Annotated in this window: 16 protein-coding genes and 1 pseudogene; 7 read left to right on the top strand and 10 right to left on the bottom strand. The window is 70.2% G+C overall.

Annotated elements, in window-relative coordinates:
• Positions 1 to 4 precede the first annotated feature (4 nt).
• The 4 genes from C4T78_RS15655 to C4T78_RS15670 all read right to left on the bottom strand — a co-directional run bounded on the left by C4T78_RS15655 (position 5) and on the right by C4T78_RS15670 (position 5,640).
• Entirely contained in the window at positions 5 to 607 is a 603-nt protein-coding gene (locus tag C4T78_RS15655) for a response regulator (protein ID WP_093348206.1), read from the bottom strand.
• A 28-nt stretch (positions 608 to 635) separates the two neighbouring features.
• Positions 636 to 2,111, bottom strand: coding sequence for a serine hydrolase domain-containing protein (locus C4T78_RS15660; protein WP_177247353.1), 1,476 nt, complete (start codon positions 2,109 to 2,111; stop codon positions 636 to 638).
• Positions 2,112 to 2,195: 84 nt separating this feature from the next.
• The gene (locus C4T78_RS15665) at positions 2,196 to 4,136 is read right to left on the bottom strand and encodes an ABC transporter permease/substrate-binding protein (protein WP_093345299.1); all 1,941 of its coding nucleotides are present in this window, start codon (positions 4,134 to 4,136) and stop codon (positions 2,196 to 2,198) included.
• Entirely contained in the window at positions 4,129 to 5,640 is a 1,512-nt protein-coding gene (locus tag C4T78_RS15670) for a sugar ABC transporter ATP-binding protein (protein WP_093348209.1), read from the bottom strand. Before C4T78_RS15670 ends, C4T78_RS15665 begins: the two co-directional genes overlap by 8 nt.
• A 172-nt stretch (positions 5,641 to 5,812) precedes the next feature.
• Between C4T78_RS15670 and C4T78_RS15675 the strand changes: the two genes are divergently transcribed.
• The 3 genes from C4T78_RS15675 (at position 5,813) to C4T78_RS15685 (ending at position 8,812) form a co-directional block, all read left to right on the top strand.
• On the top strand, positions 5,813 to 6,790 hold the full coding sequence (locus C4T78_RS15675; RefSeq protein WP_093345301.1) for a LacI family DNA-binding transcriptional regulator: 978 nt from the start codon (positions 5,813 to 5,815) through the stop codon (positions 6,788 to 6,790).
• 365 nt (positions 6,791 to 7,155) lie between these two features.
• Entirely contained in the window at positions 7,156 to 7,863 is a 708-nt protein-coding gene (locus C4T78_RS15680) for a M50 family metallopeptidase (RefSeq protein WP_093345304.1), read from the top strand.
• 46 nt (positions 7,864 to 7,909) lie between these two features.
• Positions 7,910 to 8,812: an oxidoreductase gene (locus C4T78_RS15685; RefSeq protein ID WP_093345306.1), complete on the top strand. Its 903-nt coding sequence runs from the start codon at positions 7,910 to 7,912 to the stop codon at positions 8,810 to 8,812.
• A 126-nt stretch (positions 8,813 to 8,938) separates the two neighbouring features.
• Here the strand turns inward: C4T78_RS15685 and C4T78_RS15690 are convergent, their stop codons facing one another.
• Positions 8,939 to 9,892: a GlxA family transcriptional regulator gene (locus C4T78_RS15690; protein WP_093348211.1), complete on the bottom strand. Its 954-nt coding sequence runs from the start codon at positions 9,890 to 9,892 to the stop codon at positions 8,939 to 8,941.
• 71 nt (positions 9,893 to 9,963) lie between these two features.
• Here C4T78_RS15690 and C4T78_RS15695 point away from each other — a divergent pair, with 71 nt between their 5' ends.
• The 4 genes from C4T78_RS15695 (at position 9,964) to C4T78_RS15710 (ending at position 14,345) form a co-directional block, all read left to right on the top strand.
• On the top strand, positions 9,964 to 10,659 hold the full coding sequence (locus C4T78_RS15695) for a DJ-1/PfpI family protein (RefSeq protein ID WP_093345308.1): 696 nt from the start codon (positions 9,964 to 9,966) through the stop codon (positions 10,657 to 10,659).
• 194 nt (positions 10,660 to 10,853) lie between these two features.
• Positions 10,854 to 11,663: an SAM-dependent methyltransferase gene (locus tag C4T78_RS15700; RefSeq protein ID WP_093345311.1), complete on the top strand. Its 810-nt coding sequence runs from the start codon at positions 10,854 to 10,856 to the stop codon at positions 11,661 to 11,663.
• Positions 11,664 to 11,754: 91 nt separating this feature from the next.
• Positions 11,755 to 13,899 (top strand): putative bifunctional diguanylate cyclase/phosphodiesterase, encoded by a 2,145-nt coding sequence (locus C4T78_RS15705; protein ID WP_093345313.1) that lies wholly within the window; start codon positions 11,755 to 11,757, stop codon positions 13,897 to 13,899.
• A 62-nt stretch (positions 13,900 to 13,961) separates the two neighbouring features.
• On the top strand, positions 13,962 to 14,345 hold the full coding sequence (locus C4T78_RS15710) for a hypothetical protein (RefSeq protein ID WP_218161415.1): 384 nt from the start codon (positions 13,962 to 13,964) through the stop codon (positions 14,343 to 14,345).
• Positions 14,346 to 14,451: 106 nt separating this feature from the next.
• On the opposite strand, the gene C4T78_RS15715 is transcribed toward C4T78_RS15710, so the two are convergent.
• The 5 genes and pseudogenes from C4T78_RS15715 to C4T78_RS15740 form a co-directional block, all read right to left on the bottom strand.
• On the bottom strand, positions 14,452 to 14,727 hold the full coding sequence (locus tag C4T78_RS15715; protein WP_093345316.1) for a hypothetical protein: 276 nt from the start codon (positions 14,725 to 14,727) through the stop codon (positions 14,452 to 14,454).
• A gap of 421 nt (positions 14,728 to 15,148) precedes the next feature.
• Positions 15,149 to 15,316 (bottom strand): annotated as a pseudogene (locus C4T78_RS15725) (DUF397 domain-containing protein); the annotation flags it as partial.
• A gap of 70 nt (positions 15,317 to 15,386) precedes the next feature.
• Positions 15,387 to 15,692 (bottom strand): hypothetical protein, encoded by a 306-nt coding sequence (locus C4T78_RS15730; RefSeq protein ID WP_093345318.1) that lies wholly within the window; start codon positions 15,690 to 15,692, stop codon positions 15,387 to 15,389.
• Positions 15,689 to 16,846: a putative T7SS-secreted protein gene (locus C4T78_RS15735; protein WP_235862962.1), complete on the bottom strand. Its 1,158-nt coding sequence runs from the start codon at positions 16,844 to 16,846 to the stop codon at positions 15,689 to 15,691. The genes C4T78_RS15730 and C4T78_RS15735 overlap by 4 nt, the downstream gene beginning before the upstream one ends.
• Positions 16,846 to 17,172: a DUF6317 family protein gene (locus C4T78_RS15740; protein WP_093345323.1), complete on the bottom strand. Its 327-nt coding sequence runs from the start codon at positions 17,170 to 17,172 to the stop codon at positions 16,846 to 16,848. Before C4T78_RS15740 ends, C4T78_RS15735 begins: the two co-directional genes overlap by 1 nt.
• Between the last annotated feature and the right edge of the window lie 47 nt (positions 17,173 to 17,219).

A 17,219-nucleotide genomic window follows, 5' to 3' on the forward strand; every position in this document is an offset into this window, starting at 1 on the left:
CCGATCACCGAGCGCCGGGTTTGATCAGGCCCGATTCGTAGGCGCAGATGACCGCCTGGACCCGGTCGCGCAACCCGAGCTTGCTGAGCACGTTGCTGACGTGGGTCTTCACCGTGTGCTCGCTGACGACCAGCGCAGCGGCGATCTCCGGGTTGGGCAGCCCGCGGCCGAGCAGCACCAGGACCTCCCGCTCCCGGGCGGTCAGCGCGTCGAGCCCGGTGGGCGGGGCGGACGGGTGGAGACCGCGCCGCACGACATCGTCGATCAGGCGACGGGTGACGACCGGGGCGAGCAGGGACTCCCCGGCGTGCGCCACCCGGACGGCGTGCACCAGGTCGTCGCGCCGGACGTCCTTGAGCAGGAAACCGCTGGCTCCCGCGTGCAGTGCCCGGTAGATGTAGTCGTCCCGGTCGAAGGTGGTCAGGATGACCACCCTGGTCGCGGTAGCCGAGCAGATGGCCTCGGTCGCCGCGATGCCGTCGAGCCCGGGCATCTGGATGTCGAGCAGCGCGACGTCGGGCCGGTGCACCCGGACCGCCTCGACCGCGGCCTCACCGTCACCGGCCTCGGCCACCACGGTGATGTCCGGCTGGGCGTCCAGGATCATCGCGAACCCGGAGCGCACGAGTTCCTGGTCATCGGCGAGCAACCGCGAGCAGCCCGGTGGCGGCTCCGAGGCCGAGCATCCCCAGGTGCAGCTGCGGGAGGTCGACGACGCCGATCCGGTCGAACACGTTGGTGCTGCCGTCGATGGCGAGCTGCCCCGGTTCGGGAAAGGCGATCAGCCCCCACCCGCCGCGTTCGGCGAACAGGCCCGGCTCGACCTGGTCCCAGTCCTTCGGCCCGCCGGACAGACCGGTCGTGCGGATGCTGCCGTCGCCGTTGGCGGTGACGTGCACCGGCTCCCGCCACAGCGCCTTGACCTTGTACATGCTGAACCGGCTGGTCCGCCCGGCCTGGTACCAGCCGGTGTACTGGTCGACGTCGGCGTGGATCGGCGTGCGCGGGGCGGGTGCCTTCGCCGGGAGGTAGGTGTCGACGAGCGCCTCCACGAGCTCGATGCCGTCGATTCCCTCGCCGCCCTTGCCGTCGCCGTTGGAGACGACGTTGATGCCGAGGTCGAGCTCCGGCACGAACAGCATGTAGGAGTTCATGCCGGGCATCTCGCCGCCCTTGAACAGCAGCGGGTGACCGTTGTGCTGGATGTGCTCGAAGACGAAGCCGATGCCGCGCAGCCCCGGGTGCTCGGTGTGCTGCTGGCGCTGCATCTCCGCAGCGATGCCGGGGCCGAGCCTGGGATCGCGGGTGAGCTGGGCGAGCATGTAGCGGCCCATGTCGGCGGGCGTGGAAGTCGGGCCGGTGCCGCCGGGGATCATGTAGCCGCAGGTCGCCTCGGTGGGCGTGCCATCGCCGAGGTGGGCGACGGTGTCGCCCTTGCCGCCGCAGCGGGCGTCGGAGTCGTTCATGCCGAGCGGCCGGAAGACGTGCTGCTCGACGTAATCGGCGTAGGGCATGCCGGAGGCGATCTCGACCAGGTGACCGGCCAGCGCGATGCCGTAGTTGTTGTAGACCACGCCCGATCCCGGCGGCCTGACCCGGGCGGGCTGGTACTCGGCCAGTCCTTCCGCGAGCGGTTCCTGGTGGGCCAGCATCCCGACCATGTGGTCCTCGTCGAACCCGGCCGTGTAGGTGAGCAGGTGCCGCAGCGTGATCGGCTGCCCGGGGTAGGTGTCCTCGATCTGGAACGTGCTCAGGTACTCGTTGACGTCGGTGTCGAGGTCCAGCTTGCCCTCGTGCACCAGTTGCAGCGCGGCCTGCGCGGTGAACAGCTTGGCCTGCGAGCCGACGAGGAACCGGCTGCGGTCCGGGTCGACCGGGATCCCCTTCTCGACGTCGGCCAGCCCGTAGCCCTTGTTGATGATCTGCTCGCCACCGGCGATCACGGTGACGGCAGCGCCGGGAATCCCCTCCTCGGCCATGGCGGCGGCGACGTGGTCGTCGATCCACTCCTCGAGTCCCGTGAGACCGGGTGGCGGCGCGGCCAGCGCCGGGGCCGGTGCCGTCAGCACGGCGGCCACGGCCAGCAGGCCGGCCAGCAGTCGTTTGATCATGCCTGCCAGCTTCGGGCGCGCACCCGCTCCGGCACATCGCCGACGCGACCGATCACGCATCGGTCGCGTCGGCGATACCGGGCATCACTGGCCGCGGAGGAAGGCCTCCACGGTCTCCTTCGTGACCACCTGGACCGGGATGTTGGTCGGGGCGCCGGGGCCGAGGTCGTGGGCGCGGGCCGCGCGGACCGCCTGCTCCACCGCCGCCTTGCCGAGCAGCTTCGGCTGCTGGGCCACGTCGGCGCTCTCGGTGCCCGCCTGGACCGCCGCCAGGCCCTCCGGTGTTCCGTCGAAGCCGACGACCTTGACGTCGGTGCCCGCTCGAGAGCCCAGCGCCGTGATCGCGCCCAGCGCCATCTCGTCGTTGGCCGCGAAGACACCGCGGATCTCCGGGTGGGCCTGCGCGATGTTCTGCATGACGTCCAGCGCCCGGGTGCGGTCGAAGTCCGCAGGCTGCGAGGCAACCACCTGGATGCCCGGGTGGTTGCGGATCTCCTCGGTGAAGCCCTGGCCGCGTTCCCGCGCCGCGGACGTGCCGGGCTGGCCCTCCAGCACCGCCACCGGACCGGAGCCGACCAGCTGCGCCAGCTGCTGCGCGGCCAGGCGGCCACCGGCGAGGTTGTCGGAGGCGACGGTGGTGACCACGATGCCGTCGCTGGGCGCGCGATCCACGCCGATCACCGGGATCTCCGCCGCGTTCGCCGCCTGCACCGAGGGCACCACCGCGTCGGAGTCCACCGGGTTGACCACGATCGCGTCCACGTTCTGCGCGATCGCGTTCTGCACCGCGTTCGCCTGCTGCGAGGCGTCCTCGGAGGCGTCGGTGACGCGCAGGTCGACGCCGAGCCGATCGGCTTCCTCCTGCGCGCCCTCGCGCAGGTCGACGAAGAACGGGTTGTTCAAAGTGGACACCGACAGCGCGATCTGCAGCCGCCCGTCGTCGGCGGCGTTCTGCCGCTGGTAGACCGCCCAGCCCGCGGCCACCACCAGCAGCGCGGTCACCGCCGCCGTCGCACGGCGGACCGCCGGTGTGCGCAGCAGCCCCGGGCCGCGCCGCCCGCTGCGCCGACGCTGGCGCACGGTGTCGAACAGCACCGCCGCGGCGATCACCGCACCGATGACGACCTGCTGCCAGAACGCCGAGACGTCCAGCAGGTTCAGGCCGTTGCGCAGCACCGCGAGGATCAGCGCGCCGACGAAGGTGCCCAGCGCGGATCCGACACCACCGGCCAGGCTCGCGCCACCGATCACCACCGCTGCGATCGCGTCCAGCTCGTAGCCGGTGCCCGCCTCGGGCTGCGCGGAGGACAGCCGAGCCGCGAGCAGGATGCCCGCCACCGCGGCGAACAGCCCTGACAGCGCGTAGATCAGCAGCCGCTGGCGGGTCACCTTGATGCCGGAGAGCCGCGCCGCCTCGGCGTTGCCGCCGATCGCGTACATCGCGCGCCCGGTGTAGGTGCGCCGCAGCACGAACGCCGTGATCAGCCCGATCGCCAGCATCACCAGCACCGGGTAGGGGAGCACCCCGAACAGCTCGCCGCTGCCGATCTCGGTCAGCCAGCCGTCCACCCCGATCGGCCTGCCGTCGGAGATGACCAGTGCCAGGCCGCGCGCCACGCTGAGCATCGCCAGCGTGGCGATGAACGGCGGGACCCGCCCGGCGGTGATCAGCACACCGCTGGCCAGCCCGGCCAGCGCACCAGCGGCCAGGCCGACCGGGACGGCCAGCCACAGCGGCAGCCCGGCCGAGGTCACCGCCCAGCCGGTCGCGATCCCGGCCAGCCCGGCGACGCTGCCCACCGACAGGTCGATGCCGCCGCTGACGATCACGAACGTCATGCCGAACGCCAGCACCGCCACCACGGACGCCTGCACGCCCACGTTGAGCAGGTTGTTCGCGGTCAGGAAGTCCGGTGACAACAGCGCCAGCAGGACCACCAGCACGACCAGCCCGCCGAGCGGTCCGCCGGCGCGGCCGAGCGCGGCCCGCCAGCGCGGGGTGGTGCCGACCTCGTTGTCAGGCATCGCTTTCTCCTCCGGTGTGCTCCGCCGAGACGGCGAGCGCCAGCACGCGCTCCTGGGTCGCCTCGGCACCGTTCAGCTCGCCGCGCAGCCGTCCGTCGGCCAGCACCAGCACCCGGTCGCTGAGGCCGAGCAGCTCGGGCAGGTCGCTGGAGACGACGAGCACCGTGGTGCCCGCGCGGGCGAGTTCGTTGATGAGTTCGTAGATCTCGGCGCGGGCGCCGACGTCGATGCCGCGGGTGGGCTCGTCGAGGATGAGCACCCGCGGTTGGGCCAGCAGCCACTTGCCGATGACGATCTTCTGCTGGTTGCCGCCGGAGAGGGTCAGCGCGGGCTGGTCCAGCCCGGCGGTGCGGATCCGCAGCCGCTGCACCGACTCCGCGGCCGCGCGCCGCTGCCCGGCCAGGTCGACCAGCCCGGCCCGGGTGCGGTCGGAAAGCGTTGCCAGACCCAGGTTCTCGGCCACCGACGCGCCCAGCACCAGGCCCTGACCGGCCCGGTCCTCGGGAACCAGCGCGAGCCCGGCGGCGCGGGCCGCGGCGATGTCGCCGGACGGGATTCGCTCGCCGCCGACCAGCACTTCGCCCTCGTCGTAGCCGTCGGCGCCGAACAGCGCGCGCACCAGCTCGGTGCGTCCCGCGCCGACCAGGCCGCCGATGCCGACCACCTCGCCGGCCCGCGCGGTGAAGCCGATGTCGGCCAGCACGCCGTGGCTGGTCAGCCCGCGGACCTCCAGCTGCACTTCGCCGATCTCGGCCTCGCGCGGCGGGTACTGGTGGTCGACGGTGCGGCCGACCATGAGCCGGACCAGCTCGTCCGGATCGGTGTCCGCGGGCACCTCGGCGACCTTGGCGCCGTCGCGCAGCACGCTGACCCGGTCGCCGATCTCGGCGACCTCGCCGAGCAGGTGGGAGATGAACACCACGCCGACGCCCTGCGCGGTGAGGTCGCCGACGATGCCGAACAGCCGGTCCACCTCGGCGCGGCTGAGCACCGCGGTCGGCTCGTCCATGATCAGGAAGCGGGTGTCCAGGCTGAGCGCCTTGGCGATCTCCACCAGCTGCCGGTGCGCGACGCCGAGCTCTCCGACCACGGCGTCCACGTGCAGGTCGAGGCCCATGCGCTCGATCAGCTCGGCGGCCCGGCGGCGCATCGCGCGGCGGTCGATCACGCCGAAGCGGCGCGGCGGCCGGCCCAGGTAGATGTTCTCGGCCACGGTCAGCTGGGGGACCAGCGCCATCTCCTGGTGGATGGTGGCGATGCCCAGCCGCTCGGCGTCCTCCGGGCCGTGGAACCGCACCGGGCGGCCGTCCACCCGGATCTCGCCGGTGTCCGGCCGGTGCGCGCCGGCGATCATCTTGATCAGCGTGCTCTTGCCGGCGCCGTTCTCGCCGAGCAGCACGTGCACCTCGCCGGGGCGCAGGTCGAAGTCCACCGCGTCCAGGGCGCGCACACCGGGGTAGGTCTTGGAGACCCCGATCAGCTCCAGGTGCCCGTCGTCGGCCATCACCGTCAGCTCCACTCGTCGTTGAGCGCGGAAACTGTAATCGGTTTCCGTAGCTGGGCCACGATGAACCATGGGAGATCTGCTGTCAAGCGGCACAACGGCTGCGAAACCGATTACACTCCGATCGGCCGCGGCGCGACGGTGCGCCCCGGCTGCGAGCGGAGGAGGTGGCGTGGGCGTCACGATCCACGATGTGGCGGCGCGGGCCGGGGTCTCGGTGGCGACCGCGTCGCGCGCGATGTCCGGGCAGCGCGGCGTGCGGGCGGAGAACCGCGACAAGGTGCTCGCGGCGGCGCGCGAGCTCGACTACGAGCCCAACGTCGTGGCGGCATCGCTGCGCAGCCGCACCACGCACACCATCGGCATGGTCGTGCCCCGCATCGCCAACCCGTTCTTCGCCACGCTCGTCGAGTCGATCGAGAAGCAGCTGCACGACGGCCAGCGCAGCCTGCTGCTGGCCAACTCGCACTACGAGCCGGAGGTCGAGCAGCGCCAGGTGCGCGCCCTGCTGGACCGCCGCGTCGACGCGCTGATCCTGATCCCGTGCCACCGCGAGCGCAGCGGCGAAGTGCTGGCCACGGCGGCGGCGCGCATCCCGGTGATCCAGCTCGACCTGCGGGTCGACGGTTTCGCGAGCAGCTGGGTCGGCGTGGACAACGAGGCAGGTGTCTGGCAGGTGGTGCGGCACCTGACCGAGCGCGGTGCGAAGCGCCTGGTGTTCGTGGGCGCGCAGCCGACCGACTCGGCCGCCCAGGCCCGTCTCGACGGCTACCGGCGCGCGGCGGGCGACGGGGATGACGTGCTGCTGGGCGATTTCAGCAAGGAGTGGGGCCAGCGGGCGGCGAAACTGCTGCTGCAGCGCGGTGAACTGCCCGACGGCATCGTCTGCGGCAACGACACGATCGCGCTGGGCGTGCTCGGCGAGCTGGCGAGCAACGACGTCCGGGTGCCGCAGGACGTCTTGGTCGCGGGCTTCGACGACATCCCCTACGCGGAGCTCTCCCGCCCGGCCCTGACCACGGTCCGCCAGCCGCAGGAGCAGATCGCGGCCGAAGCGGTCCGCATCCTCGACGCCCGCCTGGCCGACGACGCGGCGACTCCCCGCAGCACGGCGATCACCCCGGAACTCATCGTCCGATCTTCGACGTGAGATGCAGTTTCGGAGAAAACCGCAGTGCATCGCAACGGCGCCGACTGAGGAGGTGGGTGCCCGCACACGGGTGCCCGCACGTCGGTGGCCAGGCGCCGGACAGCCCGAGGACGTGGGTAACCGGCTCCGTCCGGGTGAGTCATGCCGCGATTTCAATGGAAATCGAAGGTCGAATTTCCATTGAAATCGCGTAGATCCCGACACTCGTCGGCATGTCGGGGGACGACGCGCCGACGAGGTGCAAGTTCAATTGAAATCGGACGTCTGATTTCAATTGAAGTTGCGCGGCGGTCTGCCGGTGGGAGCGGCCGGATGCCTCGGCTAGGCTGGGGCGCGATCCCAACCCCGAACGCCAGGTGTCTACTGTGGACGAATTAGTGCGGGAGTGGTCCGCGCAGCTGCTCGACTCGGGCAACGTCGCCGCCCTCATCGCCGGTCTGGTCTCCCTGGTCCTGGTGCTCAACCGGACCACCTGGCTGCCGCTGCGCAACGTCGTGACCATCGCGCACGAGGGCGGGCACGCGGTGGTCGCGCTGCTCAGCGGGCGCAAGCTCAACGGCATCCGGCTGCACTCCGACACCTCCGGGCTCACCGTGTCGACCGGCAAGGCGACCGGACCGGGCATGGTCCTCACCCTCTTCGCCGGGTACCCGGCGGTCTCCCTGCTCGGGCTGGGCGGCGCGTGGCTGGTCACCGTCGACCTTGCGCACGTGATGCTGTGGGGCTGCATCGCGCTGCTGGCGGCCATGCTGATCGCGATCCGCAACGCCTACGGCGTGCTGTCGATCCTGATGACCGGCGGCGCGCTGTTCGCGGTCTCCTGGTTCGCCACCCCGGCCTGGCAGGCGCTGTGCTGCGCCCTGCTGAGCTGGTTCCTGCTCATCGGCGGGCTGCGGCCGATCTCCGAGCTGAGTCGCAAGCGCTCGTGCGGCCGGGCCGCCAACTCCGACGCCGACCAGCTCGCCCGCATGACGGGAGTGCTCGCCGGGCTGTGGCTGGTGCTCTGGTTCCTGCTCGGCCTCGTCGCCCTCGTGCTGGGCGGAACCTGGCTGCTGCTGATGCCGCAGGTGTGAGGTTGCGCTCCTTGCCGGAGCTGGCGTTTTCTAGCAGCATCGCGGCGTGACGAGTGCTTCCAACGCCCTGGGCGGCGTGTTCCAGTTGACCGCGGACCTCCAGGTCAGCCGGGTCGGATTCGGCGCGATGCAGCTGGCCGGCCCCGGGGTGTTCGGCCCGCCCGCCGACCGCGACCGGGCGATCCGGGTGCTGCGGCGCGCCGCGGAACTGGGCATCGACCACATCGACACCAGCGACTTCTACGGCCCGTGGGTGGTCAACGAGCTCATCGCCGAGGCGCTGCACCCCTACGCCGACGACCTCGTGCTCGCCACCAAGATCGGCGCCTACCGCGACCAGGAGGGCGGGTGGCTGCCGCTGAACCACCCGGACGCGCTCCGCGCCCAGGTGCACGACAACCTGCGCCGGCTGCGCCTGGAAGCGCTGGACCTGGTCTACCTGCGGCACACGGTGGACCGCGGGATCGCGCTGGCCGACCAGCTCGGTGCGCTGGCGGAGCTGCGCGAGCAGGGTCTGGTGCGCGCCATCGGACTGTCCAACGTGTCCGTCGAGCAGTACGAGGAAGCCAAGCGGCACACCGAGATCGCCGCGGTGCAGAACCTCTACAACGTGGTCAACCGCACGGCGGCGGACCTGCTGGCCAAGACCGCCGAATCCGGTGCGGCGTTCGTCCCGTTCTTCCCGCTGGGCTCCGGTTTCGTCGAGAGCCGGGCGCGCGAGGACGAGGTGCTGCGCGGGATCGCCGAGCGCCACGGCGCGACCCAGGCCCAGATCTCGCTGGCCTGGCTGCTGCGCCGCGCCGAGAACGTCCTGCTGATCCCGGGCACCTCCTCGCCCGAGCACCTGGAGGAGAACACCGCGGCGGTCGACGTCGAACTCTCCGAAGCCGACATCGCGGCGCTGAACGCGCTCGTCGCCGAAGGCGAAACGCTCGAAGAAGCGCACTGAAGCGCACCGCGCTCCGTTTCCGCTGGTCAGGTGCCGTGAGTGCTTTGGGGCGCTATGGCACCCCAAAGCACTCACGGCAGCCACCTGCGGAACCGCAGCGCTGGTCGTGATCGGCTGTGGAAGCGTTCAGCGCGCCGACCGCTCGCGGAACGCAGTGCGGTAGGCGGTCGGCGTGGTGTCTACCCGGTCGGCGAAGTGGCGGCGCAGGGTCGCCGCGGAGCCGAAGCCGGAGCGGTGGGCCACATCCTCCACCGGGAGGTCCGTGGTCTCCAGGAGTTCTTGCGCGCGGTGCACCCGCGCCAGGACCAGCCACTGCAGCGGCGTCGTACCGGTGAGGTCGCGGAAGCGGCGGTTCAGGGTGCGCACGCTCATGCTCGCCCGCCGGGCGATCTCGGCCAGCGGCAGATCCCGATGCAGGTTGGCGCGCATCCAGTCCATCGTGGGGCGGAGGCTGCCGCTCGGGAGCTCGTAGGAGATGAACTGCGCCTGCCCGCCCTCGCGGAACGCCGGCATCACGATCAGCCGGGCCGTGCGGGCGGCCAGGGCGGAACCGTGGTCCCGGCGGATCAGGTGCAGGCACAGGTCCACCCCGGCGCAGACGCCGGCCGAGGTGAGCACCTGCCCGTTGTCGACGAACAGCACCGACGGGTCGACCTCGACCTGCGGATATGTCTCGGCCAGGTGTCCTGCGGCGTTCCAGTGCGTGGTGGCCCGCGCGCCGTCCAGCAGCCCCGCCGCGGCGAGCACGAACGCGCCGGTGCAGATCGACGCGATCCGGGTGCCGCGCGCCGCGGCGTCGGTCAGCAGCTCCAGCACCTCCGGCGGCCACGGCCGGGTCCAGTCCTGCACGCCGGGCACCAGGATCGTGTCGGCCGCTGCGAACTCGGCGAGCGCGAACGGTGCGGTGAGCTGGAAGCAGTCGGCGCCCACCGCCGTCACCCGGGTACCGGGCGCGCCGCAGACCCGCACCTCGTAGGGGCTGTCCCGACCGGGTGGCCGGGCCGCCGCGAAGACCTGGCACACCGTGGCCAGGTCGAAACCCACCACGCCGTCGAAGGCGGCCACGCCCACCACGTGCATGGCCAGAAGCATACGGAGAACGTCCTCTCCGGAGCTGTCGCTCTCCGGCGGCGGAGATCAGCATCGATGTCATGGACAGACGATCACTCCTCGCGGCCGGTGCGGCGGTCACCGCGGCCGCCGCCGTCCCGGCCGCCGCGCAGGCCGAACCGTTGCGGCGCAACCCGTTCCGCGTGCACCTGCTGGTCTTCGACGGCGCCGACGACCTGGACTTCATCGCGCCCAACGAGGTCTTCCAGCACGCCGCGCACACCGGGGCCCGCATCGAGACCAGGTTGGTCACCGGTGCCGGGCCCGGCACCATCACCTCCGCGTTCGGCACCCGCATCGCGGCCGACGGGTGGGCGCCGGAGGAGGCCGACCTCGTGGTGGTCGCCGGTGGCGGCTACGGGATGCCCGACGGAACCCCCGGGGTACCTCGGGAGATCGAGCGCGGTCACCTCCCGGCCGCGCTGCGCGGGGCCCGGCGACCGGGACTGGTGTTCGCCTCGGTGTGCACCGGCGCGATGCTGCTCTCGGCGGCCGGGATCACCCGCGGCCGACCGTGCACGACCCACCACCTGGTGCAGGAGGAGCTCGCGCGGCAGGGCGGCCGGATCATGCCCGGCCGGGTCGTCGACGACGGAGACCTGGTGACCTCCGGCGGCATCACCTCCGGGCTGGATCTCGCGCTCTGGCTGCTGGAGCGGAACTTCGGGGCGCAGGTGGCGCTGAGCGTGGAGGCGGTCGTGGAGTACGAGCGCCGGGGCACCGTCTGGCGGCGTTAGGCGGAGAGCCGGTCCCGCCGAGCCAGTGAGCGGTGGGACCGGCGGTCTCGCCGATCTGCGTAGCGGCGATAGCCCGGTGGGCTGAACGGCCGCCTCCACCGATACCGATCTTGCATCGGCATTACGCCCTGCGGGGCAGGGTGGTGTCACCCAGTAGTCTGGTCGGCACGCAACGGTGCGAATGCGAGGCGGACGTGACCGAACCAGCGAATTGGGTGCCCGAGGGTGTCGACGAAGAAGTCCCCAGCGCGGCGCGGCTCTACGACTACCTGCTCGGCGGTGCGCACAACTTCGCCGCGGACCGCGCACTGGCCGAGAGGTTCCTGATCGCGCTGCCCAGCGCGCGCGACGTGGCGCGGCTCAACCGCGCCTTCCTGCGCCGCGCCGTGGTCTTCATGGCGGAGCAGGGCGTGCGGCAGTTCCTCGACGTCGGTTCGGGAATCCCGACGGTCGGCAACGTGCACGAGATCGCCCAGGCGGCCGATCCGCAGGCGCGCGTGGTCTACGTGGACTACGAATCGGTCGCCGTGGCGCACAGCCAGCTGCTGCTGGAGGGCAACGAGAACGCCACCATCCTGCAGGCCGACCTCACCGATCCGGCAGCGATCCTGCAGCACCCGGAGACCCGGCGGCTGCTGGACTTCGACCAGCCGATCGGGCTGATCATGGCCGGTGTCTTCCACTTCGTGCCGCACGAGGCCGGCGCACCGGACGTCATCGCCGGCTACCGCGACGCGCTGGCTCCCGGCAGCTACCTGGCGCTCTCGCACTTCACCGCCGACATCAGCCCCGAGGAGATGGCGGGCGTGGTCGAGGTGATGCGGCGCAGCGCCGACCCGATCCACACCCGCACGCACGCCGAGGTCACCGAGCTGTTCACCGGTTTCGAGCTGGTGGAACCGGGTGTGGTCGGCACCGCCCTGTGGCGGCCGGACCGGCCGGAGCAGGCCGCCGACGAGCCAGGCGGCTCGCAGATCTACGCGGGGGTGGGACGCAAGCCATGAGGCGGTCGCGGGGGGCGCGAGCCGGTTCCACGAAGATGTCGGGAAAGGTGTGACCGGGGCGAACGCCGACGAACGTTGCTGGACGGGTGAGATGAGCGAGCAAACGGCGGACGAGCCGCCGAGCGTGCTGGTTCCCCAGCGGCGCGATGCCGACTGGCGGGCCGAGGTGGCCCGGCGCTGGGCCGCGGAGCTGAGCACCGCCTCCTACATCCCGCTAGCCCGCGCGACCGTCGAGCAGACGCTGGAGGACTTGGTCGAGCGCATCGTGGCGGCGCTGGACGACCCGTCGGTGCTGGAGGAGACCGGCCGCGAGGTCGGCACCCGGCTGGTGGAGATGCACGCCACCGGCGAGAGCAGCCTGCCGCTGAGCCTGGACCTGCTCCGCGACGCGCTGGTGCAGCGGTTCGGCGTCGACGACGTGCACCGGATGCTGGAGCTGGTCGCCGCGATCGCGGCCGGCTACGCCGCCGCGGACCGCGAGAGCACGTTCGTGCAGCAGGAGACGCTGAAGCGGGCGCTGCTGCGCTCGAAGCTCAAGGCCGACCGCGAGCTGGCGGCCAGCGAGGCGCGCTTCGGCGAGGTGTTCACCACCACGCCGATCGGGGTCGCGATCTGCGATCTGGAGGGCAGGTTCGTCCAGGTCAACCCGGCGTGGGAGCACACGCTGGGCTACCAGGAGCAGGCCCTGACGTCGATGACGATCCACGACCTGTTCCACCCCGACGACGCCGAGTACCTGTCGGCCGCGTACGGCGAGCTGGCCGAGGGCGGCAGCGCCAAGCGCCTCAGCGACCGCAAGCGCCTGCTGCGCGCCAACGGCGAGGAAGCGTGGGCGTACCTGGCGGTTTCGGTGCTGCGCGGTTCGGACGGCGCGCCTCGCCACTTCGTGACGATGGTCGAGGACATCACCGAGCTGCACATGCTGCAGGCCCGGTTCCGCTACCAGGCGCTGCACGACGTGCTGACCGCGCTGCCCAACCGGCAGTACTTCTCCACCCGGCTGGAGACCGCGCTGGCCAACTTCCCGCGCGATTCCCGGATGACGCTCTACCACCTGGGCCTGGACGGGTTCGAGCTGATCAACGACGGGCTCGGCTACGAGGTCGGCGACCTGGTGATCAAGACGGTGGCGCGGCGGCTGGAGCAGCTGGTCGAGGACGAGGAGGCGCTGGTCGCGCGCTTCGGCGGCACCGAGTTCGCCATCCTGGTGTGGGAGCAGGAGCAGACCCCGAAGGTCCCCGAGGTCGTCAAGATGATCAACGACCTGCTCGCCGAGCCGGTCTACGTCGGCGACCAGGGCATCGCGGCGTCGGCGAGCGTCGGCGTGGTGCAGCGGCAGGTGGCCGAGGCGGAAGCGTCGAACATGCTGTGGGCCGCCGACGTCGCGCTCCGGCGCGCGGAAGCGGCGGGCAAGCGGCAGTGGGCGCTGTTCGACCCGGACCGGGCGCCGGAGGAGCGCATAGAGTCCAAGCTGGCCGCGGTGATGCCGGGCGGCCTGGAGCAGGGCGAGTTCGACGTGGTCTACCGCCCGCTGGTGCGCCTGGACGGATCCGGCGTGATCGCGCTGGAGGCGGGACTTCGCTGGGACACCAGCGAGAACGGCACGCTGGAGCACGAGGAGTGCCTGCGGCTGGCGGAGCGCTCCGGCGTGACGCTGTCCCTGCGCGACTGGATGGTGGCCACCGCCTGGGAGCAGCTGCGCGAGTGGCACGCGGACGGGCACCGGGTGCAGCTGAACGTGGCGCTGAGCCCGAACCAGGGACAGGACCCCGATCTGGCGGCGGTGATCCACCGCGTGCTGGACACCGGCGACGTCGACCCGGGCTGGCTGCGGCTGTGCCTGCCGATGGTGGCGATCAGCGGCGACAACGAGGAGACCCGGGACAACGTCCGGTTCCTCAGCAGCCGCGGGATCAAGACCTCCCTGCACGACTTCCAGGGCTCCCCGGAAGAACTGCGGCTGCTGCGCGAGCTCCCGGTGGACGCGGTGCGCCTGGCCGACGAGCTGGTCTCGATACTGCACAACGCGGAATCGACGGACCTCCCGGAAGTGCAGGCGATCCGCAGCCTGGTCCCGCTGACCCGAGCCTGCGGCGCGCAGCTGTGGGTCGGCGGCGTGGAGTCGGAGCAGCAAGCCGAGGCCTGGCGCGAGATCGGCTGCGAGGTGGCATCGGGCCCCCGCTTCGGCGGACCCCTGTGCTCCTTCGACGTCTCGGACTTCCTCAACGAGAACTAGTGCCGCATCAGGCACCGTTCTCCTGGGGCTTGCCGGTCGCGCGGGGTGCGTAGTCTCGCGGGGTGCACTCTCGTCCGAGCTTCGAGAACCCCGCCGCGCTGCCCCACGAGGTGGTGGCCGAGACGATCGAGCGGGCTCTGCGTGACCGCTCGGCGGAGGGCGAGGCAGCGAGTGCGCTGGTCGGGATCGCGTTGAACGACGACGACGCGGAGTTCATCGAACACTGGTGTGTGCAGGTCGGGACGCGCGCAGTATCGGGTAGTCCGCTGCTTGGGCTGGCCGGCCTGTGCTTGGGACACACCGCTCGGCGCTTCGGGCAGCTCAGTGATGAAGCGCTGGCGCTGGCGGAGTCGCTGGCGGCGCGGGCTGAGGCAGATCCGGCGGACGTGGATGGTCGGGCCCAGGACGGCTATGACGACGTCCGGAGCTTCCTGCACCTGTGGTGACGCTGCCGCTTCCCGTTGCAGGTCAGGCTGCGTTGGTCGGCGATGGCGCAGAGATGCTCGACCCGGACGGCGCGTCACAACAGGGCGAACGTTGCCTGACGCGGCACTAGCCGAGTTCCCGGTAAGCGGCAGGAGGATCGACGAGCTCGGGATGCCGAGCCCAGTACTGCTCACCGTGCAGCGCGAGCATCGCCCAGTGCCACGCCTCGTCGTGAAAGACGAGCCCACGGTAAGGCTTGTCGGCAGGCTCGTACGGATACCGCTGAGCAGCAGCGGCCTCGGCCTGCTCTGCAGTCGTACCGCCGTAGTGGCGCATGACCCACGCGTACTGAGTCCGCTCACCCCGCAGGTAATCGACGTACTCGTCCTCGGACCACTCCACGCGTCAAGCCTAGACCGTGGTCCGTGAGCGTTTTGGGGCGTTATAGCCCCCCCAAACCACTCACGGACCCGACCCGCTCACCCGCCGAACCGGTCGGCCTTGACGGCATTTATGAAGTTCGACCAATGCCCCCGGGGCTGTGACCAGGTAACCAGCGTCGCAGTTCTTCGTGTCGCGTATCGCTGCTCTGTCGCGCCGATGCGGCCGATCTCGACACACAGTTGGTCTCCGTGCCGTTGTAACTGGACTTGCGCCAAGAGGCGTGAGAAAGGTCCATAGTTCTAGCCCTTCATCGTGTCGGCTCGATCGCGGATGTGGTTGTGTCTGGCACACTCTCGCGTGAAGCAACGCGCAGGTCCGCACGTGCAACGGCGCTTGTCCGGTAGGGACCAGTACCGGGCGGGCGCCGTCGTGTTCAGCGTCAGGCGTTGAGGTCTCCGGTCTTCACAGCGGCGACGAACGTCGCCCAACGCTGACGATCGAAAACCAGCGTCCCGTACGCGCGATCCTTGGTGTCACGCACGCCGGTCAACGCGGCATCAGCGCTGAAACCGACCTCGACGCAGTTGCCGCCGTTTGGTCCGCTCCGACTGGACTTCCGCGACGTCTAAAGGTGCCCCGCACGCACCATCGGCAGGGCACCTTAGACGTGTTGGCCGTCAGCCAGCCTGGTGTCCCAACGCTTTCAGAACATCGGCGATCCACACCAGCGCATACGGAGGAACGGGTTCACCGCGCGCGCCCAGCTGGACAAGGTTGTTCCACGACTCTGAGAGTTGACCGACCGTCAGCTGGTCTGGGTTCGGCTGGGTGTAGACGTCGTATGCCACATCCGCCGGGATCGACCAGAAGAAGTCCTTGTCGAGTTCAACGGTGCCACCCGTTCCTGTTTGCAGGCTATCGAGTGCCTGGTTTAGCACCCGACGCAAGACCTCGACTGAAACCACGGACTCGTCGTCGCTCATTGTGCACCCTTGTAGATCTTGTCGATGTTTTCTCGGAAAGTATTGATCTCTTTCTCCAGATGCCTCACGCGGCCGTCGATAATCCGTTGACGTACCTCGTCGTTCGGAGCATTCTTGAGAATGCCCTTGTTATCGAATGCCTCCGGATCACGCTTGTACGCATCCAACTTGTCTTCGTGTTCCTTGATCAGCCTCTCATACGAGTCGACGGAACGCCGATCTGACGGCGACAGCTCCGACGGGTCCTGCGTTGACTCTTCCGCCTCGACGGCCTCGTCAGTGGCCACGACTTCGGAGTAGTCGTCGCCCGCGGCTTCGGAGGCAAGCCCGGCCATCGCTACCCCCATCGTCCCGATGCCGGTGGCGATACCAGCAGTCGAGACAGCTCCGAGGGGCACACCAGCGACCGCACCGACACCAGTGGCATCCAGCGCGACGCCTACGGTCTCGCCCGCCGCACTGACTGCCGTGAGCGCCGCACCTCCCACCAGTCCAGCGACCATCTCGGGATGATTCACCATGGCGTTACCGAAGGAGGCCACGGCGTTGACCGCAGCACCGGCCACAGCGCCAGCAGCGTCCCAAGCCTGTTCCAACCAGCTTCGGTCCGGGGCTTTGTCACGGGCTCGGCCAACGATATCGGCGGCCTGATCACCTGCGGAGGCGAGCTGGCTTCGTGCGTGATCGAGGATCTCGCGAGCTTCTTGTCGCTTTGCTTCGCCAGGATCATGGAACGGCATGCTGACCGAAGGGGATCCGGGTGGTGCTTGCTCCTGAGCTTGCGCGACCGCGCGATCGTGCTGAGTCTTGGCGTAGTTGGTTGCCGTCTCTCCTACATCCCAACGGATGATCGCTTCTCTGGCTTGTTCTTGCGCCCAAGCCAGGGTTCCGGCGTACTGCTCCAGAGCCTCAGCGGCTTCATCGAAGCAATCTCCAGCTTCCAGCCACTTCGTTGGCTCACCGTCGAAAGCCGAGCGGAACTGGTCAGCTGCCTCGCCTTCCCAGCCTTCCGAGGTCTCGATGCGCTGTAGGCCCGAGCCTGCTTCGAGCAGGTTTTCTCCATACGCCCTCATCGCAGCCGCAGTCTCGCGCACCGCGTCCGGAAAACCCGGCACGAGGGCCCTGGGGTCGGTGGTCGTCCCGAGCTCGGCCATCACTCGGCCGCCGGATCGTCGCCAGTGGTCCGCCGCAGGATGCCCTCGAAGTGAGAGCGGGCGGCCTCGTCGGTTTGCCGGTAGACCTCGACGCAGTGGGCTAACCGACCGGCGATCTCCTGCCCATCCTCGGTAAGGTTGCTCACGCCCTGGTCCCAGCGATCACAGTACTCATGCACCGTTGTGGCCAAGCGATCGTGGCCGAAGGCCTCTGAAGGGCAGTCGATATCGGCGACCTTTTTCCTGTTCATCGAGTCGATGGTGTCCTGCACGCCTTCTGCGGCCCGGGTTAAGGCAGGCAGGTCGACGCGAAACCCGTCCCCCATGCGGCTCCGTTCCTCGGTTCCAATGCACCGCAAACCCTAGACAAGCC

Source organism: Saccharopolyspora kobensis, assembly GCF_900108315.1.
In the GTDB taxonomy this organism is placed as follows: Bacteria; Actinomycetota; Actinomycetes; order Mycobacteriales; family Pseudonocardiaceae; genus Saccharopolyspora; species Saccharopolyspora kobensis.